General features: G+C 69.2%; 23 protein-coding genes and 1 pseudogene. 13 read left to right on the forward strand and 11 right to left on the reverse strand.

The features are described from left to right. The 8 genes and pseudogenes from ABZW11_RS21425 to ABZW11_RS21460 all read left to right on the forward strand — a co-directional run. A pseudogene (locus ABZW11_RS21425) lies at positions 1-251 on the forward strand (NADH-quinone oxidoreductase subunit H); the annotation flags it as partial. Continuing rightward, on the forward strand, positions 238-753 hold the full coding sequence (gene nuoI / locus ABZW11_RS21430) for an NADH-quinone oxidoreductase subunit NuoI (protein ID WP_355419610.1): 516 nt from the start codon (positions 238-240) through the stop codon (positions 751-753). The pseudogene ABZW11_RS21425 and the gene nuoI, both read left to right, overlap by 14 nt. Then, positions 746-1549, forward strand: a complete 804-nt coding sequence (locus ABZW11_RS21435; protein ID WP_355419612.1) for an NADH-quinone oxidoreductase subunit J — start codon at positions 746-748, stop codon at positions 1547-1549. Before nuoI ends, ABZW11_RS21435 begins: the two co-directional genes overlap by 8 nt. Next, a complete protein-coding gene (gene nuoK / locus ABZW11_RS21440; RefSeq protein WP_106246199.1) occupies positions 1546-1842 on the forward strand; it encodes an NADH-quinone oxidoreductase subunit NuoK in 297 nt (98 codons plus the stop codon). The genes ABZW11_RS21435 and nuoK overlap by 4 nt, the downstream gene beginning before the upstream one ends. 73 nt (positions 1843-1915) lie before the next feature. Then, positions 1916-3766, forward strand: a complete 1851-nt coding sequence (gene nuoL, locus ABZW11_RS21445; protein WP_355419880.1) for an NADH-quinone oxidoreductase subunit L — start codon at positions 1916-1918, stop codon at positions 3764-3766. Further along, entirely contained in the window at positions 3766-5325 is a 1560-nt protein-coding gene (locus ABZW11_RS21450) for an NADH-quinone oxidoreductase subunit M (protein ID WP_355419615.1), read from the forward strand. The genes nuoL and ABZW11_RS21450 overlap by 1 nt, the downstream gene beginning before the upstream one ends. After that, the gene (gene nuoN / locus ABZW11_RS21455; protein ID WP_355419617.1) at positions 5322-6914 is read left to right on the forward strand and encodes an NADH-quinone oxidoreductase subunit NuoN; all 1593 of its coding nucleotides are present in this window, start codon (positions 5322-5324) and stop codon (positions 6912-6914) included. The genes ABZW11_RS21450 and nuoN overlap by 4 nt, the downstream gene beginning before the upstream one ends. Positions 6915-6925: 11 nt before the next feature. Continuing rightward, a complete protein-coding gene (locus ABZW11_RS21460; protein ID WP_355419619.1) occupies positions 6926-7915 on the forward strand; it encodes a polyprenyl synthetase family protein in 990 nt (329 codons plus the stop codon). Here ABZW11_RS21460 and rarD read toward each other — a convergent pair. The 4 genes from rarD to ABZW11_RS21480 all read right to left on the reverse strand — a co-directional run bounded on the left by rarD (position 7891) and on the right by ABZW11_RS21480 (position 11882). Continuing rightward, positions 7891-8820 (reverse strand): EamA family transporter RarD, encoded by a 930-nt coding sequence (gene rarD, locus ABZW11_RS21465; RefSeq protein ID WP_355419621.1) that lies wholly within the window; start codon positions 8818-8820, stop codon positions 7891-7893. The genes ABZW11_RS21460 and rarD overlap by 25 nt on opposite strands. A 166-nt stretch (positions 8821-8986) precedes the next feature. Next, a complete protein-coding gene (locus ABZW11_RS21470) occupies positions 8987-9745 on the reverse strand; it encodes an ABC transporter permease (RefSeq protein ID WP_355419623.1) in 759 nt (252 codons plus the stop codon). Next, positions 9742-10668, reverse strand: coding sequence for an ATP-binding cassette domain-containing protein (locus tag ABZW11_RS21475; RefSeq protein ID WP_355419625.1), 927 nt, complete (start codon positions 10666-10668; stop codon positions 9742-9744). Before ABZW11_RS21475 ends, ABZW11_RS21470 begins: the two co-directional genes overlap by 4 nt. 5 nt (positions 10669-10673) lie before the next feature. After that, positions 10674-11882, reverse strand: a complete 1209-nt coding sequence (locus ABZW11_RS21480; RefSeq protein WP_355419627.1) for a cytochrome P450 — start codon at positions 11880-11882, stop codon at positions 10674-10676. A gap of 161 nt (positions 11883-12043) precedes the next feature. Between ABZW11_RS21480 and ABZW11_RS21485 the strand changes: the two genes are divergently transcribed. Further along, positions 12044-12706 (forward strand): helix-turn-helix domain-containing protein, encoded by a 663-nt coding sequence (locus ABZW11_RS21485; RefSeq protein WP_355419629.1) that lies wholly within the window; start codon positions 12044-12046, stop codon positions 12704-12706. Here ABZW11_RS21485 and ABZW11_RS21490 read toward each other — a convergent pair whose 3' ends face one another. Together ABZW11_RS21490 and ABZW11_RS21495 are read right to left on the reverse strand one after the other, a co-directional pair. Then, on the reverse strand, positions 12707-12841 hold the full coding sequence (locus ABZW11_RS21490) for a hypothetical protein (RefSeq protein WP_355419631.1): 135 nt from the start codon (positions 12839-12841) through the stop codon (positions 12707-12709). 154 nt (positions 12842-12995) lie between these two features. After that, the gene (locus tag ABZW11_RS21495) at positions 12996-13934 is read right to left on the reverse strand and encodes an NADP-dependent oxidoreductase (protein ID WP_355419633.1); all 939 of its coding nucleotides are present in this window, start codon (positions 13932-13934) and stop codon (positions 12996-12998) included. 94 nt (positions 13935-14028) lie between these two features. On the opposite strand from ABZW11_RS21495, the gene ABZW11_RS21500 reads away from it, so the two are divergent. Continuing rightward, complete coding sequence (locus ABZW11_RS21500) at positions 14029-14601, forward strand: helix-turn-helix domain-containing protein (RefSeq protein WP_355419634.1); 573 nt, start codon at positions 14029-14031, stop codon at positions 14599-14601. A gap of 110 nt (positions 14602-14711) precedes the next feature. Here ABZW11_RS21500 and ABZW11_RS21505 read toward each other — a convergent pair whose 3' ends face one another. The 3 genes from ABZW11_RS21505 to ABZW11_RS21515 form a co-directional block, all read right to left on the reverse strand. Further along, positions 14712-15854 (reverse strand): CU044_5270 family protein, encoded by a 1143-nt coding sequence (locus ABZW11_RS21505; protein WP_355419636.1) that lies wholly within the window; start codon positions 15852-15854, stop codon positions 14712-14714. Next, positions 15847-16413, reverse strand: a complete 567-nt coding sequence (locus ABZW11_RS21510) for an RNA polymerase sigma factor (protein WP_355419638.1) — start codon at positions 16411-16413, stop codon at positions 15847-15849. The genes ABZW11_RS21505 and ABZW11_RS21510 overlap by 8 nt, the downstream gene beginning before the upstream one ends. A gap of 101 nt (positions 16414-16514) precedes the next feature. Continuing rightward, complete coding sequence (locus tag ABZW11_RS21515) at positions 16515-17462, reverse strand: oxidoreductase (protein WP_355419640.1); 948 nt, start codon at positions 17460-17462, stop codon at positions 16515-16517. Positions 17463-17517: 55 nt separating this feature from the next. On the opposite strand from ABZW11_RS21515, the gene ABZW11_RS21520 reads away from it, so the two are divergent. Next, on the forward strand, positions 17518-18105 hold the full coding sequence (locus tag ABZW11_RS21520) for a MerR family transcriptional regulator (RefSeq protein WP_355419642.1): 588 nt from the start codon (positions 17518-17520) through the stop codon (positions 18103-18105). Here the strand turns inward: ABZW11_RS21520 and ABZW11_RS21525 are convergent. Then, a complete protein-coding gene (locus ABZW11_RS21525) occupies positions 18020-18727 on the reverse strand; it encodes a hypothetical protein (protein ID WP_355419644.1) in 708 nt (235 codons plus the stop codon). The two genes, ABZW11_RS21520 and ABZW11_RS21525, sit on opposite strands and share 86 nt — an antisense overlap. Positions 18728-18796: 69 nt before the next feature. Then, entirely contained in the window at positions 18797-19753 is a 957-nt protein-coding gene (locus tag ABZW11_RS21530; RefSeq protein WP_355419646.1) for a Fic family protein, read from the reverse strand. 6 nt (positions 19754-19759) lie between these two features. Between ABZW11_RS21530 and ABZW11_RS21535 the strand changes: the two genes are divergently transcribed. Both ABZW11_RS21535 and ABZW11_RS21540 read left to right on the forward strand, forming a co-directional pair. Then, a complete protein-coding gene (locus tag ABZW11_RS21535) occupies positions 19760-19993 on the forward strand; it encodes a hypothetical protein (RefSeq protein ID WP_355419648.1) in 234 nt (77 codons plus the stop codon). Positions 19994-20190: 197 nt separating this feature from the next. Next, positions 20191-21315 (forward strand): hypothetical protein, encoded by a 1125-nt coding sequence (locus tag ABZW11_RS21540; RefSeq protein ID WP_355419650.1) that lies wholly within the window; start codon positions 20191-20193, stop codon positions 21313-21315. Positions 21316-21357 lie beyond the last annotated feature (42 nt).

Below are 21357 nucleotides of genomic sequence, written 5' to 3' on the forward strand. Positions count from 1 at the left end.
TCGTGGTGTACGAGGAGAGCCGCACGGTCGGCATCGCACTCGGCGCCGTCATCGTGGTCGGCGCGCTGGCCATCTGGATGCGGTTCGACACCGTCAACCAGCGGCGCAAGGAGGCGAAGAAGGCGCAGGTGGAGGCCGAGTTCGAGGAACTGTCCGAGGAGCCGACGGCCGGTGGCTTCCCTGTGCCGCCGCTCGACCTGCCGCACTACCACGGGGTGCAGCACAAGGAGATTCCCAGTGGGACTAACTGACTGGCTGAACCCCGTCAAAGGCTTCGGGGTCACCTTCCACACGATGTTCAAGAAGCCCGTCACGACGAACTACCCGGAGGAGAAGAAGCCGACGGCTCCTCGCTTCCACGGGCGTCACCAGCTCAACCGCTGGCCTGACGGGCTGGAGAAATGCGTCGGGTGCGAGCTGTGCGCCTGGGCGTGTCCGGCCGACGCCATCTACGTCGAAGGCGCGGACAACACCGAGGACGAGCGCTACTCGCCGGGTGAGCGTTACGGACGCACGTACCAGATCAACTATCTGCGGTGCATCCTGTGCGGCCTGTGCATCGAGGCGTGCCCGACGCGAGCGCTCACCATGACCAACGAGTACGAGCTCGCCGACTCCAGCCGCGAGAGCCTCATCTACACCAAGGAGATGCTGCTCGCGCCCCTCACGCAGGGCATGGAACAGCCGCCGCACCCCATGCGGCTCGGTGAGACCGAAGAGGACTACTACCGGCTAGGGCGGACCAATGGGTGAGACCATCACTTTCTGGGTGCTGGCCGTCGTCTCCGTCGGCGCCGCACTCGGCATGGTCTTCAACCGCAAGGCCGTGTACTCCGCGCTGATGCTCGGCACCGTCATGCTCTGCCTGGCCGTCCTGTACGCCGTGCAGGACGCGCCGTTCCTGGCCGCGGTGCAGATCATCGTCTACACCGGCGCGATCATGATGCTGTTCCTGTTCACGCTCATGCTCGTCGGCGTGGACTCGTCCGACTCGTTCGTCGAGACGCTGAAGGGCCAGCGCTTCTGGGCGATCATCGCCGCCGTCGGCTTCTCGGTGCTGATCTTCCTGGCCGTGGGCAACGCGATCTTCGCGCCCGAGGCCGGGCTCGCGGCGGCCACCCAGCAGGGCGGCTACATCCGCTCGATCGCGCTGCAGCTCTTCACCAAGTACGTGTTCCCGTTCGAGATCACCTCCGCGCTGCTGATCACCGCCGCGCTGGGCGCGATGGTGCTGGCGCACCGCGAGCGGGTCACCCAGAAGGCGACGCAGAAGGACCTGTCCCGGGCCCGCTTCCAGGGCGACCGCCCGTCGCCGCTGCCCGGCCCCGGCACCTACGCCAGGAACAACGCCATCGACATGCCGGCGCTGCTGCCCGACGGGTCGGTGGCCGAGTCCTCGGTCAACCGCTACATCGCCCGCTACGACGTGGAGCACGACCGCCTGCCGGACAACCCCAAGCTGGCCGAGGCGATCAAGCACACGGCCGAGGAGGGCACGGCGCCGACCGAGGCCGAGCAGGACGCCGAGAGCAATGAGGTGACCAAGTGACGACCCACTACCTCGTCCTGTCCGGCCTGCTGTTCGCGATCGGCGCCATGGGCGTGCTGATCAGGCGCAACGCCATCGTGGTGTTCATGTGCGTCGAGCTCATGCTCAACGCCTGCAACCTCGCGTTCGTGACGTTCGCCCGGCAGGTGGGCAACCTGGAGGGCCAGATCATCGCGTTCTTCGTGATGGTGGTGGCCGCGGCCGAGGTCGTCGTCGGCCTGGCCATCATCGTGACGATCTTCCGAACCCGCAGGTCCGCGTCCGTCGACGACGCCAACCTGCTGAAGTACTAAGAGGTGACTGGTGGAATCTCAACTCGCTGAGATCGTCCAGCACACCGGTGGAGTGATCGGCAACGCCTGGCTGATGATCGCGTTCCCGCTCGTGGGCGCGTTCATCCTGCTGGTGTTCAACCGGTTCACCGACCGTTGGGGCCATCTGCTGGGCGTGGCCATGTCCCTCGCCTCGTTCGTCGTGGCGGTGCTGGCGTTCTTCGAGCTGATCGGGTTCGGGGCGGAGGAGCGCCGCCGGGCGGTGCACCTGTACGAGTTCATCCCCGGCATGGTCGACATGGGGCTGCTCATCGACCCCCTGTCCATCAGCTTCGCGCTGCTGATCACCGGTGTGGGCTCGCTGATCCACATCTACTCGATCGGCTACATGGCGCACGACGAGCACCGGCGCAGGTTCTTCTCCTACCTGAACCTGTTCGTGGCCGCGATGCTGCTGCTGGTGCTGGCCGACAACTACGTCGGGCTGTTCATCGGCTGGGAGGGCGTCGGTCTGGCGTCGTACCTGCTGATCGGGTTCTGGCAGTTCAAGCCGTCCGCGGCGACCGCGGCGAAGAAGGCGTTCGTCGTCAACCGCGTCGGTGACTTCGGCCTGCTGGTCGGCATGTTCGTCATCTGGACCACGTTCGGCACCCTGACCTTCCAGGAACTGGGCGAGCGGATCCAGCCCGGCCAGACCAACGGCACGATGCTCGCCATCGGCCTGCTGCTGCTCCTCGGCGCCTGCGGTAAGTCCGCGCAGCTGCCGCTGCAGTCCTGGTTGCTCGACGCCATGGAGGGCCCGACCCCGGTCTCGGCCCTCATCCACGCCGCGACCATGGTCACCGCCGGCGTCTACCTGGTGGTCCGCTCGGGGGCGTTCTTCTTCCCCGAGGGCTCGGGCGCCGCGCTCGCCGCCGCCATCGTCGGCGCGGTCACGCTGCTCGCCGGTGCGATCATCGGTTGCGCGAAGGACGACATCAAGAAGGGCCTGGCCGGCTCGACGATGTCGCAGATCGGCTACATGATGCTCGGCGCGGGCCTCGGCCCCGCGGGCTACGCCTTCGCGATCGGCCACCTGATCACGCACGGCTTCTTCAAGGCCGACATGTTCCTCGGCGCCGGCTCGGTCATGCACGGCATGAACGACGAGGTCGACATGAGGAAGTACGGCGCGCTGCGCAAGGTCATGCCGATCACGTTCGTCACGTTCTTCATCGGCTACCTGGCGATCATCGGTTTCCCGCTGCTGTCCGGCTACTTCACCAAGGACGGCATCATCGAGACCGCGGTGCACCACCAGCCGATCCTCGGCTGGCTGGCCGTGCTCGGCGCCGGCATCACCGGCTTCTACATGTCGCGGATGGTCTTCATGACCTTCTTCGGCGAGAAGCGCTGGGACAAGGAGGCGCACCCGCACGAGTCGCCGCTCGTGATGACGGTGCCGCTGATGATCCTCTCGCTCGGCGCGCTGGGCCTCGGCGCCTACCTGGTGCTCGGCGGGACGCTCTACACGTTCCTCATCCCGGCGGTCGGCGGCAGCGTCGACTCGGTGCCGCACTTCGACCCGTTCAGCACGCCGGGCCTCGCCACGCTCGTGCTCGTCGCGGTCGGCGTCGTGTTCGCCTGGATGCGTTACGGCCGGGTCGAGGTGCCGTCGGTGCAGCCGCGCGGCAACTTCCTCACCACGTTCGCCCGGCGCGACCTGTACGGTGACGCGCTCAACGAGTCGCTCTTCATGCGGCCCGGCCAGTGGCTGACCCGCCTCGCGGTGTTCTTCGACAACCGCGGCATCGACGGGATCGTCAACGGCCTGGCGGCGGGCATCGGCGGCAGCTCCGGGCGCCTTCGGCGGATCCAGACGGGCTTCGCCAGAACGTACGCGCTGTCCATCCTGATCGGTGCCGCCCTGCTGACCGGCGCCCTGCTCCTCGTTGGGAACATCTGATGTCACCCTGGCTTCCGATACTCATGGCGGTGCCCGTGGTGGGCGCCGTCGTGGTGGCCCTGCTTCCCAAGGGCAGTGACAAGCTGGCCAAGCAGGTCACCCTGCTGTTCTCGCTGGCGACGCTGGTCCTGACCGGCGTCATGGCCGCCGGGTTCGACCCCGACGGCGACCGCTTCCAGTTCACGGCCGCCTACGACTGGATCCCGAGCTTCGGCGTGAAGTTCGGGGTCGGCGTGGACGGCGTCGCGCTCGTGCTCATCGCGCTGTCGGTGGTGCTGGTGCCGATCGTGGTGCTGGCCTCCTGGCACGACGCCGACGGCGTGAAGACCGCCGACGGCACGGTGGTCGCGCCCAAGCGCTCGGTGAAGACGTACTTCTCCCTGCTGCTGGTGCTGGAGACGATGATGATCGGCGTCTTCGCGGCGACCGACATCTTCCTGTTCTACGTCTTCTTCGAAGCCATGCTGATCCCGATGTACTTCATGATCGGGTCGTACGGCGGCGCCCAGCGGTCCTACGCGGCCGTGAAGTTCCTGCTGTACTCGCTCTTCGGCGGCCTGCTCATGCTGGTCGCGGTCATCGGCCTTTATGTCGTCGCCGGCAAGCAGTCCTTCATGTTCCCCGAGCTCGTCGGGGCCATCCAGGACCCTGCCATGCAGAAGTGGCTGTTCGGCGGCTTCTTCATCGCCTTCGCCATCAAGGCGCCGCTCTGGCCGGTGCACACCTGGCTGCCCGACGCGGCCGCGCAGGCTCCGGCCGGCGCCGCGGTGCTGCTGGTGGGCGTGCTGGACAAGGTCGGCACGTTCGGGATGCTGCGCTTCTGCCTGGAGCTGTTCCCCGACGCGGCCAAGGCGTTCACGATGCCGATCGTCGTGCTGGCGGTCATCAGCATCATCTACGGCGCCATCGTCGCCATCGGCCAGACCGACATGAAGCGGCTCATCGCGTACACGTCGATCTCGCACTTCGGGTTCATCGTGCTCGGGGTGTTCGCCATGTCGGACGTCGCCCAGTCCGGTGCGGCGCTCTACATGGTCAACCACGGCTTCGCCACGGGCGCGCTGTTCCTCGCGGCCGGGTTCCTCATCGCGCGGCGCGGCTCGCCGTTCATCGGGGACTACGGAGGCGTGCAGAAGGTCGCCCCGCTGCTCGCGGGCTTCTTCCTGATCGCCGGTCTGGCCGGTCTCTCGCTGCCGGGCCTGTCGTCCTTCGTCAGCGAGTTCATGGTCATGATCGGCACGTACTCCAGCCAGGCCCACGGGTCCGGCGCGCTGACGGTGGCGGCGATCGTCTCCGCGGTCGCGGTGATCCTCGCGGCCGTCTACATCCTGTGGATGGTCCAGCGGACCATGAACGGGCCGACGGCCGAGCCGGTCAAGGCGTTCAAGGACCTGAACGCCCGCGAGGTCTGGGTGCTGGCTCCGCTGGTCGCCCTGATCATCGGGTTCGGCTTCTTCCCCAAGCCGCTGCTTGACGTGATCAACCCGTCAGTGCAACAGACGCTGACCAACGTGAAGGTACCCACCTCCACCGTCGCTGAGAAGGGGACAGGCCAGTGAACCCCGCCATCGAAGCGCCGACGATCGAGTACGGCACGCTGGCGCCGCTGCTGGTCGTCTTCGGCGCGGCCTGCATCGGCGTGCTCGTCGAGGCTTTCGCGCCGCGTTACCTGCGCAAGTCCATCCATGTGCCGCTCACGCTGCTGAGCCTGGCCGGCGCGTTCGCGCTGGTGCTGGTGCAGACGCTGCGCGGCCAGGTGTCCGACACGCCGGCCGCCATGGGCGCGCTCGCCGTGGACGGGCCGTCGCTGTTCATCTGGGGCGTCATCCTCGTCCTGTCGTTCGTCTGCGTGCTGCTCATCAACGACGAGGGTCACTTCGTGGCCTCCGCCGCGGCCGTGCCGGGCAGCGCCGACGAGGAGGAGGCCGAGGCCCACGACAACGGCACCGGCCACACCGAGGTCTACCCGCTGGTCCTGTTCGCGGTGGGCGGCATGCTGCTGTTCCCCGCCTCGCACGACCTGCTGATGATGTTCGTGGCCCTCGAGGTCATGTCGCTGCCGCTCTACCTGCTGTGCGGCCTGGCCCGCAGGCGCCGCCTCCTCTCGCAGGAGGCGTCCATGAAGTACTTCCTGCTGGGCGCGTTCTCCTCGGCCTTCTTCCTGTACGGCACCGCGATGATCTACGGCTTCGCGGGCACCGTCTCGCTGCCGGGCATCAACCAGGCCATGGCCGCGGGCAACTCGCTCGACCCGCTGCTGCTCATCGGGTTCGCGCTGCTCGGCGTGGGCCTGCTGTTCAAGATCGGTGCGGCGCCGTTCCAGGCCTGGAAGCCGGACGTCTACCAGGGCGCCCCGACGCCCATCACCGCCCTCATGGCCTCCGGCACCCTCGTCGCGGCCGTCGGGGCCGTGCTGCGGGTCTTCTGGGTCGGCCTGGGCAACCTCGACTGGGAGTGGCGGCCGGTCATCTGGGGCGTCGCGGCGCTCACGATGATCGTCGGCTCGATCCTGGCGATCACGCAGACCGAGATCAAGCGCATGCTGGCGTACTCGTCCATCGCGCACGCCGGCTTCCTGCTGGTCGGTGTGATGGCCACGTTCGGCGACGCGCGGCAGAACGCCGACTCGCTCAAGGCGATCCTGTTCTACCTCGCGGTCTACGGCATCACCACGGTCGGCGCGTTCGCCGTGCTGACCCTCGTCCGCGACCCGGGCGGCGAGGCGGGGCACCTGTCCCGCTGGGCCGGTCTCGGCAAGCGGGCGCCGGTCCTGTCGGGCGTGTTCGCCTTCTTCCTGCTCGCCTTCGCCGGCATCCCGCTGACGAGCGGCTTCTTCGGCAAGTACGCCGTCTTCGCCGCCGCGCTGAACAGCGGCACGCAGCCCGGCGACTCCATGGGCGGCTGGATGGCCGGCCTGGTGGTCGTCGGCGTGATCGCCTCCGCGGTCGCCGCGTTCTTCTACGTCCGCGTCATCGTGCTGATGTTCTTCAGCGAGCCGGCCGCCGACGGCCCGGCGATCGCGGTGCCCAGTATGGGGACCGTGGCCGTCATCGCCGTTTCGCTGCTGGTTACGGTAGGGGTGGGGCTCTATCCGGAGTCCGTGCTCGGTGTTGCCAACGACGCTGCTAGCAGCCTGTTCATCAGATAAGGGGATCTCGTATGTCCGCGCCTCCCGTGGTTGACCTTCCCATCGAGGACGAGCGGTTGGCGCAGGACGTGGCCAACGGACTGGCCGCGGTCGAGAAGCTCCTGCGCTCGTCCGTCGAGAGCGAGAACGCCTTCGTCACGGAGGCGTCCAAGCACCTCATCGAAGCGGGCGGCAAGCGGTTCCGTACGTTGATGGTGCTGCTGGCCGCCCAGTTCGGCGACCCGTCGGCGCCGGGTGTGGTGCCCGGCGCCGTGGTCATCGAGCTGACCCACCTCGGCTCGCTCTACCACGACGACGTCATGGACGAGGCCCCGGTGCGCCGGGGCTCCCCGTCCGCCAACGCCCGGTGGGACAACACCGTGGCGATCCTCACCGGCGACTACCTGTTCGCCCAGGCCTCGGACCTGCTCGCCGACCTCGGTCCCGAGCTGATCCGCATCCAGGCGCAGACGTTCTCGCGGCTCGTGCAGGGCCAGATCAGGGAGACGATCGGGCCGCGCGCCGACGAGGACCCGATCGCCCACTACCTGAGCGTCCTGTCCGACAAGACCGGCTCGCTGATCGCGGCCTCGGGCCGCTTCGGCGCGCTGCTGTCGGGCGCCCCGGCCGACGTGGAGGAGCGGCTCAGCCGCGCCTGCGAGGCCATCGGCGTGGCCTGGCAGCTCGGCGACGACCTGCTCGACGTGGCCTCCTCGGGCGCGCAGTCGGGCAAGACGCCCGGCACGGACCTCAAGGAGGGCGTCAAGACCCTCCCCGTCCTGTACGCGCTCGCCGCCGGCGATCACCCCCGCCTGACGGCCCTGCTGTCCGGCCCGGTCGCCGACGAGGACCTGGAGGAGGCCCTGACCCTGCTCCGCGCCCACCCCGGCATGGAGCGGGCGCGGGCGGAGCTGGTGGCCTGGGTGGACCGCGCCCGTGCCGACATCTCGGGCTTGCCCGACATCCCGGCCAAGGACGCGTTCCTCGCGCTCTGCGACTACGTGGTCGAGCGCTCCGGCTGAGCCCTGAGCGCCGCGACGCGGCTCCGGGCGGTTCGACGTGCCGCCCGGAGGCTGTCGTACGAGAAGAGCGCCAGCGCCAGCCAGACGATCGAGAAGCCGATCCAGCGGCTGGGCGGCATCGTCTCCTTGGCGATGAGCACGCCGCAGGCGAACTGCAGGATCGGCGCGATGTACTGCAGCAGCCCGATCGTGCTCAGCGGCACCCTGATCGCCGCCGCGCCGAAGCAGATGAGCGGCACCGCCGTGATGAGGCCGCCCGCGACCAGCAGCAGCGCGTGCCCCGCGCCCTCCTGGCCGAACGTGGCCGTCCCCGTCGTCTGCAGCCAGGCCAGGTAGCCGATCGCCGGCAGGAGCAGCACCAGCGTCTCGATGGCCAGGCTCTCGGTGGCCTCGACGTTGGCCCGCTTCTTGACCAGGCCGTAGATGCCGAAGCTGAACGCCAGCGTCAGCGCCACCCACGGCAGCCGCCCGTAGTCGAGCGTCAGCACCAGCACCGCCAGCGCACCGGACCCGACCGCCGCCCACTGCAGCGGACGCAGCCGCTCGCGCAGCAGCGCGACCCCGAACAGCACGTTGACCAGCGGGTTGATGAAGTAGCCGAGGGCGCTTTCGACGACATGGCCGCTGTTGACCGCGTAGATGTAGGTGCCCCAGTTGACGGTCACGAAGATCGCGGCCAGCGTCAGCAGTCCCAGCTTGGCGGGCTGCCTGAACAGCTGTTTCACCCACGACCAGTGCCGGCGTACGGCCAGCGCCACGGCCACCACGACCAGCGACCACACCATGCGGTGGGCGAGGATCTCGATGGCGCCGGAGGGCTTGAGCAGCGGCCAGTAGAGGGGGAACAGGCCCCACATGGTGTAGGCGGCGATCCCGTAGAAGATGCCACGCCGGGAGTCAGGCATGTAGTCCAGTTTCAGGCATTACCACCTTTCAATACAAATTTGATCTTCTTAGACTGATTATGTAGAGACGCTTAATTGTCGGGCGTCGCCAGGGCGACGACATCGGCGCCCAGTACCGCTACGCCCTCTACTAGCTTTTCACCGGAGCCGTGTTCCCAACGGCTCCTCACCGGTTGTAGAGCCTACGGGCCCACAGGTACCCGCCCAGCGCGATGACCGCGCTCCAGAGTGCCGCCGCCGCGAAGCTGGATCCCGCGGGCTGCCCGGCCAGCAGCGCGCGCAGGGTTTCGATGACCGGCGTGAACGGCTGGTGCTCGGCGAACCAGCGCAGCGGGCCCGGCATCGACTCCGGCGGGACTACGCCGCTGCCCAGGAATGGCAGCAGCATCAGCGGCATCGGCAGGTTGCTGGCCGTGGCCACGTTCTTGGTGACCATGCCCAGCGCGGCTGACAGCCAGGTGATGGCGAAGGTGAACATCGCCAGCACGCCGATCACCCCGAGCCAGTCCAGCGCGGACGCGGCGGGGCGGAAGCCGATCAGCAGGGCCGTCAGCGTCACCGCAGTGATCGCGATGAAGTTCTGGATCAGCGCGCCGAGCACGTGCCCGGTGAGGACGGAGACACGGGCGATGGCCATGGTCTTGAACCTGGCGATGATGCCCTCGGTCATGTCCAGGGCCACCGAGATCGCTGTCCCCTGCGCGGCGCTCGCGATCGTCATGATCATGATGCCGGGGGTGATGTAAGCGGCGTAGGCGGCACGGTCACCGCCGATCCCGGCGCCCATGATGCCGCCGAGGACATAGACGAACAGCAGCAGGAGCACCACCGGGACGCCCGCGTAGGTGAGGATCAGTGTGGGGTAACGCCAGAGGTGCCTGATCTGGCGGCGCAGCATCGTCGCCGAGTCGGTGATCGCTCTCATCGGGAGGACTCCTCGGTCAGGGCAAGGAAGACGTCGTCTAGGTCGGGTGTGTGCACCGACAGTTCAGCGACGTCGATGGCCTGTGCGTCGAGCCATTCCAGGAGTTCGCGCAGTGTGCTGACGCCGGTGTCGGGGATCTGCAGCGTGAGGGACTCCTCGTCGCGCGAGGTGGCCCTCAGGTGGGAGGCCGCCCTGAGGTAACCGTCGGGGTCGGCGAAGCGTACGACGACGTGTCCGCCGGGGACCATGCGCTTGAGTTCCGCAGGGGTGCCCTCGGCCACCAGCCGGCCCTGGCTGAGCAGGGCGATGCGGTCGGCGAGTTCGTCGGCCTCGTCCAGGTATTGGGTGGTCAGGAAGATGCTCACGCCGTCCTGCTGGACGAGGTCGCGGACGATCTGCCACATGGTGCGGCGGCTGCGCGGGTCCAGGCCGGTGGTCGGCTCGTCGAGGAAGATGAGCTTGGGAGTGCCGACGAGGGTCATGGCGAGGTCGAGCCGGCGGCGCATGCCGCCGGAGTAGGTGGCCGCGGGCTTGCGCGCGGCGTCGGTGAGGTCGAAGCGTTCCAGCAGTTGGCGGGCGCGCTCGCGTCCGCGGGCGCGGCCGAGGTGGAGCAGGTCGGCCATAAGGCGCAGGTTCTCCTCGCCGGTGAGGAAGCTGTCGACAGCGGAGAACTGGCCGGTGACACCGATCGCCGCGCGCACCTTGTCGGGTTCTGTGGCGAGGTCGTGCCCGGCGACCCGGATCTCGCCCGCGTCGGCCTTGACCAGGGTGGACAGGATCTGGACCGTGGTGGTCTTGCCCGCGCCGTTCGGGCCGAGCAGCGAGAAGACGGTGCCCTGCGGGATGGACAGGTCGATGCCATCCAGGACGCGGTGGGCGCCGTAGGACTTACGCAGCCCTGTCACCGAGACGAAGGCCCGCATCGCGTTCACCCCCGATCCCAAGTGACGGGCAGGCTGTGCACGCCGTACACCTGCGAGGGGTCGGTGCGCAGCGAAAGCTCTTCAGCCGGTACGGCCAGCCGCAGCGTCGGGAAGCGGGTGAGCAGCGCGGGGAACGCGACCCGCATCTCGATGCGGGCAAGCTGCTGGCCGAGGCACTGATGGACGCCGTGGCCGAAGGCCAGATGCCCGGCGGCCGAGCGGCGCAGATCGAGCCTGTCGGGGTCGGGGAACCTGGCCGGGTCCCTGTTGGCGGCGTTGATCGCGAGGATGACCGTGTCGCCCGCCTTGAGCTGCCTGCCGCCGAGTTTCACGTCCTCCAGTACGCCGCGCATGCCGGTGGCGGCGACGGACAGGTAACGCAGCAGCTCCTCCACGGCGCCGGCGGCCAGGTCGGGGTCGCCGCGCAGGGCGTTGAGCTGGGCGGGGTCGCGCAGCAGGGCGAAGGTGCCGAGCGCGAGCATGTTGGCGGTGGTGTCGAGCCCGGCGCCGAGCAGGAAGGCGGCCACGCCGCCGAGCTCATCGTCGGTCAGGTTGCCGCCGGTGGCCAGGTCGCTGAGCAGGTCGTCGGTCGGCTTGGCCCGCTTGGCGAGCGCGAGCTCCCGCAGGTAGGTGCCGAGCTCGACGAAGGCGGCGTACTGCGCCTCAGCGGTCGCGGCGTCCGACAAGGTCCGGGTGGAGCTCTGGAACCGGTCGTGGTCCTCGTACGGGACGCCGAGCAGCTCGCAGATCATCAGCGCTGGAACCGGCTGTGCGAAGACCTCGACGAGGTCGGCGGGCGGGCCCTGCCGTTCCATCGCGTCGAGCCGTTCCCGTGTGATCTCGATGACCCGCTCGGTGAGCAGGTTCATCCTGCGGACGGTGAACTTGCCCGCCAGCAGCTTGCGGAAGCGGGTGTGCTCCGGAGCGTCCATGCCGGTCAGGTCGCCGGCGGGGGCGGGCGGCAGGTGGCCGCCCGCCAGGGGGTGGTAGTGGGTTTCGTAGCGGGAGCTGAAGCGCGGGTCGGCGAGGATCTGGCGGATCAGCTCGTATCCGGTGATCATCCAGACGCCGGGGGCGCCCTCGGGCGCGGCCAGGCGGGCGATCGGTTGCTCTGCGCGCAGGGCGGTGAGCGAAGGGGCGGGATCGAAGGGGCAGGCGGGTGCGCGGTCCAGGGACAAAGTGACCGGCTCCACGCGATAGTCCGCGTTTGACATGATTGAAAGCTACGTTGCGTTCAGAAATTCCGTCAATCAGCCGATGCGTACTACTGCAGGTTAGCGCCGGAAAATTGATGCGTTGACGCTGATGCTGAATGCAACGACGCGTTGCATTGTGTGGTGCCGAACGCAATACTGGCGGAATGCCAGAAGGAAGGTTGACCCGGCAGGACCGCCAACGCATCGCGGCCGGCCTCGCCGAAGGACGTTCGTACGCCGAGATCGCCAGGCGGCTGGACCGGCCAACGTCGACCATCAGCCGTGAGGTCGGCCGCAACGGCGGTCCCAGCGACTACCGCCCCGAGCGGGCGCACCACGCGGCGGCGCGGCGGGCACGGCGCGGCACCCCGGCCCGTTCCCCCGAGCCCCAGGACCGCACGGTCTTGGAGGTGGAAGAGGGAGCGGTCGAGATGGCGGTCGGGATGGGTCTGCCGAAAATGGTGGCGCGCGTGCTCATCGGCCTGTGGCTGAGCGAGGACGGCAGGCTCACTGCGGCCGAGCTGTCGCGCGGGCTGAAAGTCAGTCCGGCCTCGATCTCCATGGCGGTGGGTTACCTGACCCAGCAGGGGCTGATCAGGCGCGAGCGTGATCCGCAGCGGCGGCGCGACATCTACGTGGTCGACGACGACGCCTGGTACCACTCGACGGTGATCAGCGCGCGGCAGACGCTCGCGGCGGCGGAGATCACGAAGGCGGCGGGGCAGACGCTCGGGCTCGACACGCCCGTGGGACGCCGCCTGGCCAGGGGCGGTGCGTTCCTGGAGCGGATCAGTCTGGACGCTCTGGCGTCGGCTGAACGCTGGCGCGACCTCCCGCCGTGATCAGATGGCGATGAGCAGCTCCACCAGCGTGTCGGTGATCTCCCGCTCCCGCTCGTCACGCGGATGCTTGAGCAATTCCTCCCGGACCCGCTCGGGCCGCTGCTCGGCGTGCGCGACGTTCTCGGCCAACCCCACCGCCGGCTTGCCTGGACCTGCTTGGCCATGTGCTCGACCACGTCGTCCGGCGATTCTGAACGACCGCGCGGGAAACCGGCCGTGCTGCGTGCAGAACATCAGCAAGATCGCGAAGCCGGGTCGGGTAGCGCTCGGGCGCGGGTGGTGTGGTGATCTAGAGGATGATGACGATCTTGCCGCGTACGTGGCGGGCGGCCTGGAGTTCCGTCGCCTCGCGGATCTTGGCCACGGGGAACGTCGCCGCGATGGGCATCCGGATCTTGCCTGTCGCGACCAGGCGGGCCAGCTCCTCCAGGTCGCTGGGGGTGGTGGTTGCGCCGTTGGCGGCTGGTACGCCCTCTACCTGGGCGGCGATGGTGCAGATGCGGTTGTCCGGGACGCCGAGTTTTCTGGCGGTCTCCACCGTCTCCGTTCCGTGCAGGTCCAGGGCGGCGGTGATGCCGTCGGGGGCGAGGGCTTGGACTCGGTCGGCCAGGCCGTCGCCGTACGCCACCGGCTCGGCGCCCAGGTCACGGAGGAAGTCGGCTGAGGCCGGGGAGCCCGTACCGATGACGCGTGCTCCTGCGAGCCGGGCCAGTTGGACGGCGAAGACTCCGACCCCGCCCCCTGCGCCGCCGATGAGCACGGTGTCGCCCGGGCCGAGGTCGGCCACGCCGACGGCGGCCAGGGCCGTGCGGCCGGCGATCGTGAGGGTGGCGGCGGTGGGGTCGTCGATGCCGTCCGGGGTGTGGTGGGCCTCGTTCGCCGCGTTCCCGTCGGCCGGGTCGATCACCACGTAGTCGGCGACCGCGCGGGACAGAGCGCCGCCGAACACCCGGTCGCCGGGCGCGTAGCCGGTCACCCCGTCGCCGACCTGGTCGACCACTCCGGCGTAGTCCGTACCGAACCCGGCCGGCAGGCTCAGGCCGAACCGGGCGGCGGTGTCGGCGTCGGCGGTCATGATCCAGTCCATGGGGTTCAGGCCGGCCGCGGTGACCCGTACGCGGATCTGTCCAGGGCCGACCTCCGGAACGGGGACCTCACGGACGTCCAGGGCCTCGGAGCCGCCCCACGTGTCGAGCTGGACCGCTCTGCCCTTCTGCTGTTCCTGCATGTGCACCTGTCTCCTTGGGAACGAGGGAACGCGTTGAAACGGACTATGCTCCGCTTATTGAGATGACAGTAACACAACCGGAGCGTGATCCGTTTTGACTGAGGCTGAGACGCGGGCACCGCGGGCGGACGCGGCTCGCAACCGCGACCAGTTGCTCGCGGTGGCGACCCGCATGTTCATGTCGGCCGAGGCCGAGCCGTCGATGCGGGCGATCGCGCGCGAGGCCGGCGTCGGCATCGCCACGCTCTACCGGCACTTCCCGACCCGTGAGTCGCTGGTCGACGCGGTCTACCGGGATCAGGTCGTACGGCTGACGTCCGGCGCCCACGAATTGCTCGACCGCATGCCTCCTGCGGCGGCGATGCGGCGCTGGATGGACCTGTTCGGGGACTGGATCGCGGCCAAGAACGGCATGATCGACACGCTGGTCGCGATGATCGAGTCGGGCGAGATCGCCCATGCGCAGACCCGGGGCGAGCTGCTGGCGGCCATCACCACGATCCTCGACGCGGGGCGCGTGGCCGGCGACCTCCGCTCCGACGTCACCGCCGAGGACGTCGCCGACTCCCTCATCGGCATCTTCACCGTGGCGCCCAGGCGCGAACACGATGCCAAGGCCGCCCGCCTCCTGGACCTCCTGATGGACGGCCTCCGTCCCGTCGCCTGAGCCCCAACTTGGAAGGTAGGGCTGATGCGCTACGGCTCTTGATCTTCAAGAGGCGGTCGACGTGTGGGCTGACCACCGATCCAAGCCTCAGTAGTTCGCGCATCCTGGTGTCAGCTCGTGGCATCGTCGGTCCATTCGGCGACCTCGTACGTTTCGTACTCCGCCAGCTCGCCAGGCTGGTGGAAACGGTCGGGTTGGGTTTCGGGCGTCAGGCGGCGGGGTTCGCCGTCGTCGCCCGGGGGGAGGTCGCGGGAGCCGTGTGGTGGCGTCGCCACCAGGTCTCGCATGGCGAGCAGGGTTCCGTTGTCGGGGTTGATGATCCACTGGCGGCGGTACGTGCCGAGTTGCCGGGGTGCGGTGGAGAGGCCGAGAGGGATGGTCGTCTCCAAGGGCAAGGAGACCACCACTCCGGTACGGCCCAGCGGGTCGGTCGTCCGGCCCTCGATTCTGACGCCGGGCAGGGTGGCGAGCATGCGGAATGCGGCCGCTCGGACCGCCGGCGGGGCGGGTGCCTCCGCTAGCAGGGTGCCGGCCACGTCGCTCAGGGCCCGCACCCGCTTCTCGCCTTCCAGGGCCCGGATCGGCTGCCTGGTGACTTTCGGTGAGTACGCCTCCCAGTTGCCTTTCAGGTCCAGCAGCACGTTCTGCAACTGCTCGGGGTGGGCCGGCAGTGCGGCGAGTTGGCGTGGTGTCATGCCGAAGAAGCGGCGTTCGGCCACCTGGCGGCACGACGGTTTCCTGTCAGGGGCTTCGAAGAACAGGAAACCCTGAGCGACCCGCACCTTCGCCGGGGCTCCTGCGGCCCGCCATTTCTGCTGGTCGCGGGCGGTCCATGGGCGGGCGGGCAGGTCCTTGACGGCGTTGCATCCCCTGCCGCGCAGGTCGGTCCAGGCGTCGTACTGCATTCTCGACTCGACCTTGTAGTGGTCCGCCGCGTTCTCGCCGACCGCGTGGATCTTCCCGGCGATCCTGGTGGTGTGCCAGTACGTGCCGGTCGGCCCCTTTTGCACGTTGGTGGCGGCCACCAGCAGGGCGTTCTCCGGGGTCTGCTCGGCGGAATGGTCCCGGCCGGGGGTCACGGAAACGGCGGCGAACGTTGCCGCGACCAGGGCGGCCGTCGCCATCGCCATAGGAAGTCCGAAGCGGCGCGGCCGGCGAACGGATCGCCAGTCCGCCCGCAGGGCGAGCCGTTCCGGGCTTTCCTCCTCGGCCAGTGCCGTCCGCATGCGCCGCAGTGCGTCGAGTTCATCCATGGTCGTTCTCCCGCAGGAGGGCCGCGCGGAGTTTGGTCCGGGCCCGGTGAATTTTGGCCTTGACGGTGCCGAGGGGCAGATTCAGTACGGCCGCGATCTCGGCGTACGACAGCTCACCCCAGGCCAGCAGCAGGAGGGCGTTGCGATCCTGGGAGCTCAGCGCGGCGAGGGCCTTCGCCAGATGAGGGCCCTGCGCCGTGGCGGTGACGCGGTCGCTGACCAGGTCGGCGATGCCGTCCTCGGCCGGGTCCACGCCTGTTCGGGCGAACGCCCTGAACATCCGGGTCTCCTGCCGATGATGCTTGGCGATCAGATTGCCGGCGATGCCCCACAGCCACGCGGCGAACTCCGCCCGCCCGTCGAATTTCCCCCGCTGCCGGAACGCGGTGGCGAAGGTCTCTGCCACGATGTCGTCGGCGAGCGTACGTCCGAGGCGGCGCTTGATATAGGCGTGGAGCCGGGGCGCGTGGCGGTGGAACAGTTCGCCGAACGCCTCGGGGTCATCCGAAGAGGCGGCGACGATTTCCGCGTCGCCGAGCTGCTCCGTAGGCCGACTCACCACTCTGGCCGTGGCCATGGGGCGGTGTGTCGCTTCATGATCGGTTCCTCCGTGTCCGAAGTGCTGGTACCTCCTCTATCCCGATGGCCGCTTCCTGGTTGCTATGTCGTGAAGGTGTCGAGGCCGGTGAGTTCGGCGGAGAGGGTCCAGAGCCTGGCGGCGGAGCCGGGGTCGATCGCCCACGGCTTCACGCCGCCGATCAGCATGTCGTCGGTGGTGGCGGGGGCGGCGATGTCGCAATCCTGGCAGTACGCGCCGCCGTACGCGTCGAGCAGCGGCGACGTGGCCGCCCACACGGCGGTCGCCGCGCCCTGCTCCGGGGTCTTGAAGCCGTCGGCCGGACGGCCCTCCGGGGTGATCCAGCCCTGGGCGATCTGCTGCTCGCGGGGGATGTGCCGTTGCAGCGAGGTGAGGATGCTGCCCGGGTGCACCGCGAAGGCGCGCACGCCATCGAACGTGTCGAGGTGGACGGCGAACAGGGCGTTGGCCGTCTTGGACTGCCCGTACGCGACCCAATGGTCGTAGCCGCGGCGGAAGTGCGGGTCGTCCCAGCGGATGTCCGACAGGAAGTGCCCCGACGAGGCGACGGACACCACGCGCGCCCCCTGGGACAGAGCCGGACGTAGGCGATTGATCAGGGCGTAATGGCCGAGGTGGTTGACGGCGAGGTGGGCTTCCCAGCCTGGGCCGACGAGCTCGTACGGGTGGGCCATGACGCCCGCGTTGGTGAGGACGATGTCCAGGGATGTGCCGGTCTCCAGGAACTTGTCGCTGAACGTCCGGATGCTGCCGGGGGTTGCCAGGTCGAGCTCCCAGACCTCCGTCCGCGGGATGCCGCGCAGCGCCTGTGCTGCGACGGCGGGGCGGCGAGCGGGCACGATGACGTGGGCTCCGGCGCGGGTCAGCGCGCTCGTGGCCGCCAGTCCGAGCCCTGAGTAGCCGCCGGTGATCAGGACGTACCGGCCGGACAGGTCGATGCCGGTCAGGACGTCGTCCGCCGTGCTGTGCGCGCCGAACCCCGAGCCGATCTTGTATTGCGTGATGGTCATGCGGTGGAGGTTAAAATCTAGAGTGCGATCTAGGTCAAGCTATGGCGGTGCATGAATGGTCAGGAAGATCGGCCACCTCTCCATCGGCGATGTGGCCAAGGCGACCGGCCTGGGCGTACACGCGCTGCGGTTCTTCGAGCGCGAGGAGCTGTTCCTTCGCCCGATCCCGCGTACGGCGGGCGGGCAGCGGGCCTACGACCCTGCGGACGTCGAGTGGCTGCTGCTGTGCAACCGGCTGCGCGAGTCCGGCATGCCCATCGCCACCTTGAAGAGGTTCGCCCAGTTGGTCCGCTCCGGTCCCGGCAACGAGCCGGAGCGGCTCGCGCTGCTGGAGGAGCACGAGAGGGCCGTACGGGAGAAGATCGCCGACCTGACGGCCAGCCTGGACATCATCCACGACAAGGTCGTGACCTACCGCCGGCACGTCGAAGAAGGAACGGCAGCCGGCCTCTGGTCACCGCAGCCTCCGATGGTCGAGGCTCTCTCGGATGCGGCCGAGCTGGACGTCGACGCCACCAGCCAAGAGGTCATTGCGGGCTGGCGAGCCTCTGCCAGGATCAAAGCGGATCCGGCGCAGTACGCGGAGGCTCGTAAGGCGACGAGCGGTGACTTCGGCCCGGTCCAGTCTTCAGCCGGCCGGTGAGTTCCTGGGTGCCGAGGACGGACAGCAAGGGGAGGCGGTCGGCGTCTTCCGTTCCTGGTTCGGCGGTGTAGACCATCATGCGCAGGTCCTCGCCGGCCACCACCAGTACGTCGCAGTCCAGCGTGATGGCGCCCACGTGCGGGTGGTCGATGGTCTTGCGAGCTGATTCGTGGCGGCCCACCGCGCCGGACGTCCAGAGGGTTTCGAACTCCGGGCTTTCGGCGCGGAGGCGGCCTATGAGGTGGTGCAGGTGGCGGTCGGACGGGTAGCGGGCGGCGGTTCTGCGCAGATCGGCTACCTGGGCGGCACGGAGGGCGCCGAGCGAGCCCGGGGTGTGGCGGACGCGGGTGCCGGCGCCGAGGAAGGTGCGCCAGACGGCGTTGAGGTCGTCGCCCTGCCAGTCGCCCATCAGCGCCGTGTAGAGGGGGTTGGCGAGCAGCTGGGTCCAGGCGGCGTGTTCGAGGCGGGTGAGGTAGTCGACGGAGATGCCCGCCAGCTGCGACAGCTCCTCGCGCCGCAGCCCGGCGGCCCGCCGGCGAGAGCCCGCGCGCAGACCCGCCGCCTCCGGCGAGACCCGGTCACGCCAGTGCCGCAGCGCCGCACCGAGTTCTGTGGCCGCCATAACGGACAGTGTGCCTCATCTCGTACGAACCGGTCCTGGCCCTGGCAGTCCTATGACCCGTCGGTGGCGTCACCGGCGATAGGGGTCGGTGTAGGGGCTTGTCGACTCGCGTACGGACTCGACGATGGGCCGCATGGCCGGTCCGGCCACGTAGTAACGACCTCGTGCCTGCCCCTGCGGCACCAGCCACTGGAGCCGGCACATCTCCCTGATGTCCCGGACGGCCTGCTGCGGGCTGAGCTCCGCGTCCTGCTGGTAGACCGTGCGCCGGACGCGGGACTCCCAGAACGCCGGGAGCAGAGCGAAGACGGTGCGCTCGTCGAGACCGTCCGCGACGGCCGCTTCCGAGAGCGCCGGCCAGGCCCGGCTCAGCAGCGCGACCCGGCGTTCGGCCTGCTGGGCCTGCAGGTGATGGGCGCGCAGACAGAACGTGATCCATTTGTGCGTCGATCGGCGAGGGCTCCACTCGGGGCCGCTCACCTCCTCCAGGACCTGGTAGTAGGCGTACGTGTTCTGCCCCCTGCCCAGCCACTCCTCGATCGAGGAGAACTCCGGCACCATTTCGTGGTCGGGCCCGGTGTAAGCGGGGACGGCGGGGTCGTCCGCGCTGGTGACGTAGACCGGGCCCTGCCGGAGGCGCTCAGGGCGCTTGCGCGGATGATGCTCCTGCATCATGAAGTGCAGGCCGTTGAGCAGGCCCAGGTCGTAACCGAACTCGCCACCCGCGTCGGAGAGCGCCTGCACGTAGGTCATCGCTCGCCGGTAGCTCTCGACCTCGCGCACCGTGGCGTCGCTGGTCTCCAGCGGGGTCTCCCCGGCCATGAGCGCCTCGACGTCGTCGACGGACGCCGCGTACCCCTCGATAGTGTTCGAACCGACGATGGCCCTGGCCGTGAGACTGCGGCGCAACTGCTTCGTCCACCGCTCCTGGGGGCGGAGGTGCATGCGGAGCTCGTGTCGTATCTGCTCGATCTCTTCGACCACGCGGAGGTCGCTAGCGGTGAGTTTCGGCGTGGCGTAGAGCATGACTGCATGACACCATCATCGGCCGACGTGCGGCGGGGCGAGCAGAGCGCGCGGCTCGACCGGTTCGTACGGCGGGCCGCCGACGAGGGGCTGATCCGTGGCGACGTGCCGGTGGCGTGGGCCCGCGCGATGCTGGACGACCTCGTCGACACCGCCGCCCACCGCTTCCCCGACCTCGACCCGCCGCAGGCCGCCGACCTGGTCGTGCGGAGCTGGCTCGGCGGCGTCGGCCACGGCTGATCCGCTCGCGATGCGGGAGCACGGCTGATCCGCTCGCGACGTGAGGGCACGGCTGATCCGCTCGCGACGTGAGGGCACGGCTGATCCGCTCACCACGCGAGAGGCAGATTTGTGCGTCTCTACCTGGGGAAATCGCGGATTGCGGGCGGGAAAGCGATCACCGTAAGGTGAGGCGTCCCGACCCGAGCGGAGTGGTGATGCGCGAGCCGGAGCCGACGGCGGCTGATCAGTGGTCCACCTGGCCGACCGAGCCCGAGCCGCCGGGCTGCTGGCCGGGGCTCGGCGACGAGCATCGCGGTGACGGGTTCCACATCGACCGCAAGGGCGTCAAGAGCGTCGCGGGGCAGATCGTGGGTTTGTCGTTCGGCATGCGGCGCTTCGACGGGGTCCAGGACGCCGGCCCCGGCGTGCCCGAGGGCGAGTGGCTGCTGCCGTACCACCTCGGCTTGATGCTCTCCTCCGCCGCGCACGCCGTGGACGTGTTCTGGCGGGACCTGCACGCCGAGGTCGGCGTGGCCGGCCTGCTGATCGAGCGCGCGTCCTCCCGCTACGACCTGGCCGACGACCCCAAGCTCGGCGACGTCCCCGACTCCACCGTGAAGGAGCGGCTGCCGATCACGGGCGACCGCAACCACCTGAGCGACCTCTACCCGAACGGCGGCATCGACCTGAAACTGCCCGGCACGTCGTACGACGTCGGCCACCTGACGGCGAGCCAGGCGCAGTGGAGCGTGTCCACCCTGCCCAGCGCCGCGGGCGCGGCCGACATGATCTTCGGGCGGATGCCGGAGCCGCTGGTCGACCTGGCCAATCTGCTGCTCCGCCGGGCCCAGGACCTGCGCGACGCCCCCTGGTACGGCGCCGCCGCCGACCGGGCGCAGGGCGTGCTGCGGCAGATCTACGCCAACGCCACCGCGCTGGCCGCCGTCACCGGCCGGCTGGACGCCGCGGCCCGCTCGTTCGTCGAGATCAGCGACTGGTGCAGGAAGAACTTCGAGCGGGTGGCCGACCCCGATCGCGGCGTCCTGCACGAGACCTTCGACTTCGGCGGCACGCCGGACAGCAGGGCACGAGACTTCCTCGCGCGGGCGAACAGCGCGTACATGGAGGTCTACGACAGCATGCCCAAGCGGATCACCGAGGACCTCCCTGGGCTCCAGGTGACCGACCGGGACGTGGGCGCGGAGGGCAGGAGGTTTCTCGAGCTGCGGCTCCGTGCCGAGGAGAGCCTGGCCGACAACCTGGCGGACGGCCCGCAGTGGTGGGTGGACCACGAGGAGGTCTTCGAGGGGCGCCGGCAGGCGGAGAAGGAGTACGGCTGAGCAGGCGCCGTGAAATCAGGCGCCAACACGGAATGAACCACC

It is taken from the genome of Nonomuraea sp. NPDC004580, assembly GCF_040609855.1.
In the GTDB taxonomy this organism is placed as follows: Bacteria; Actinomycetota; Actinomycetes; order Streptosporangiales; family Streptosporangiaceae; genus Nonomuraea; species Nonomuraea salmonea.

Excerpts from the sequence above, each read along its gene's own strand:
- ABZW11_RS21435 (WP_355419612.1), top strand. The coding sequence starts at position 746 with ATGGGTGAGACCATCACTTTCTGGGTGCTGGCCGTCGTCTCCGTCGGC.
- nuoL (WP_355419880.1), top strand. The coding sequence starts at position 1,916 with ATGATCGCGTTCCCGCTCGTGGGCGCGTTCATCCTGCTGGTGTTCAAC.
- ABZW11_RS21450 (WP_355419615.1), top strand. The coding sequence starts at position 3,766 with ATGTCACCCTGGCTTCCGATACTCATGGCGGTGCCCGTGGTGGGCGCC.
- ABZW11_RS21460 (WP_355419619.1), top strand. The coding sequence starts at position 6,926 with ATGTCCGCGCCTCCCGTGGTTGACCTTCCCATCGAGGACGAGCGGTTG.
- rarD (WP_355419621.1), bottom strand. The coding sequence starts at position 8,820 with ATGCCTGACTCCCGGCGTGGCATCTTCTACGGGATCGCCGCCTACACC.
- ABZW11_RS21470 (WP_355419623.1), bottom strand. The coding sequence starts at position 9,745 with ATGAGAGCGATCACCGACTCGGCGACGATGCTGCGCCGCCAGATCAGG.
- ABZW11_RS21475 (WP_355419625.1), bottom strand. The coding sequence starts at position 10,668 with ATGCGGGCCTTCGTCTCGGTGACAGGGCTGCGTAAGTCCTACGGCGCC.
- ABZW11_RS21480 (WP_355419627.1), bottom strand. The coding sequence starts at position 11,882 with ATGTCAAACGCGGACTATCGCGTGGAGCCGGTCACTTTGTCCCTGGAC.
- ABZW11_RS21495 (WP_355419633.1), bottom strand. The coding sequence starts at position 13,934 with ATGCAGGAACAGCAGAAGGGCAGAGCGGTCCAGCTCGACACGTGGGGC.
- ABZW11_RS21505 (WP_355419636.1), bottom strand. The coding sequence starts at position 15,854 with ATGGATGAACTCGACGCACTGCGGCGCATGCGGACGGCACTGGCCGAG.
- ABZW11_RS21515 (WP_355419640.1), bottom strand. The coding sequence starts at position 17,462 with ATGACCATCACGCAATACAAGATCGGCTCGGGGTTCGGCGCGCACAGC.
- ABZW11_RS21520 (WP_355419642.1), top strand. The coding sequence starts at position 17,518 with ATGGTCAGGAAGATCGGCCACCTCTCCATCGGCGATGTGGCCAAGGCG.
- ABZW11_RS21525 (WP_355419644.1), bottom strand. The coding sequence starts at position 18,727 with ATGGCGGCCACAGAACTCGGTGCGGCGCTGCGGCACTGGCGTGACCGG.
- ABZW11_RS21530 (WP_355419646.1), bottom strand. The coding sequence starts at position 19,753 with ATGCTCTACGCCACGCCGAAACTCACCGCTAGCGACCTCCGCGTGGTC.
- ABZW11_RS21535 (WP_355419648.1), top strand. The coding sequence starts at position 19,760 with ATGACACCATCATCGGCCGACGTGCGGCGGGGCGAGCAGAGCGCGCGG.
- ABZW11_RS21540 (WP_355419650.1), top strand. The coding sequence starts at position 20,191 with ATGCGCGAGCCGGAGCCGACGGCGGCTGATCAGTGGTCCACCTGGCCG.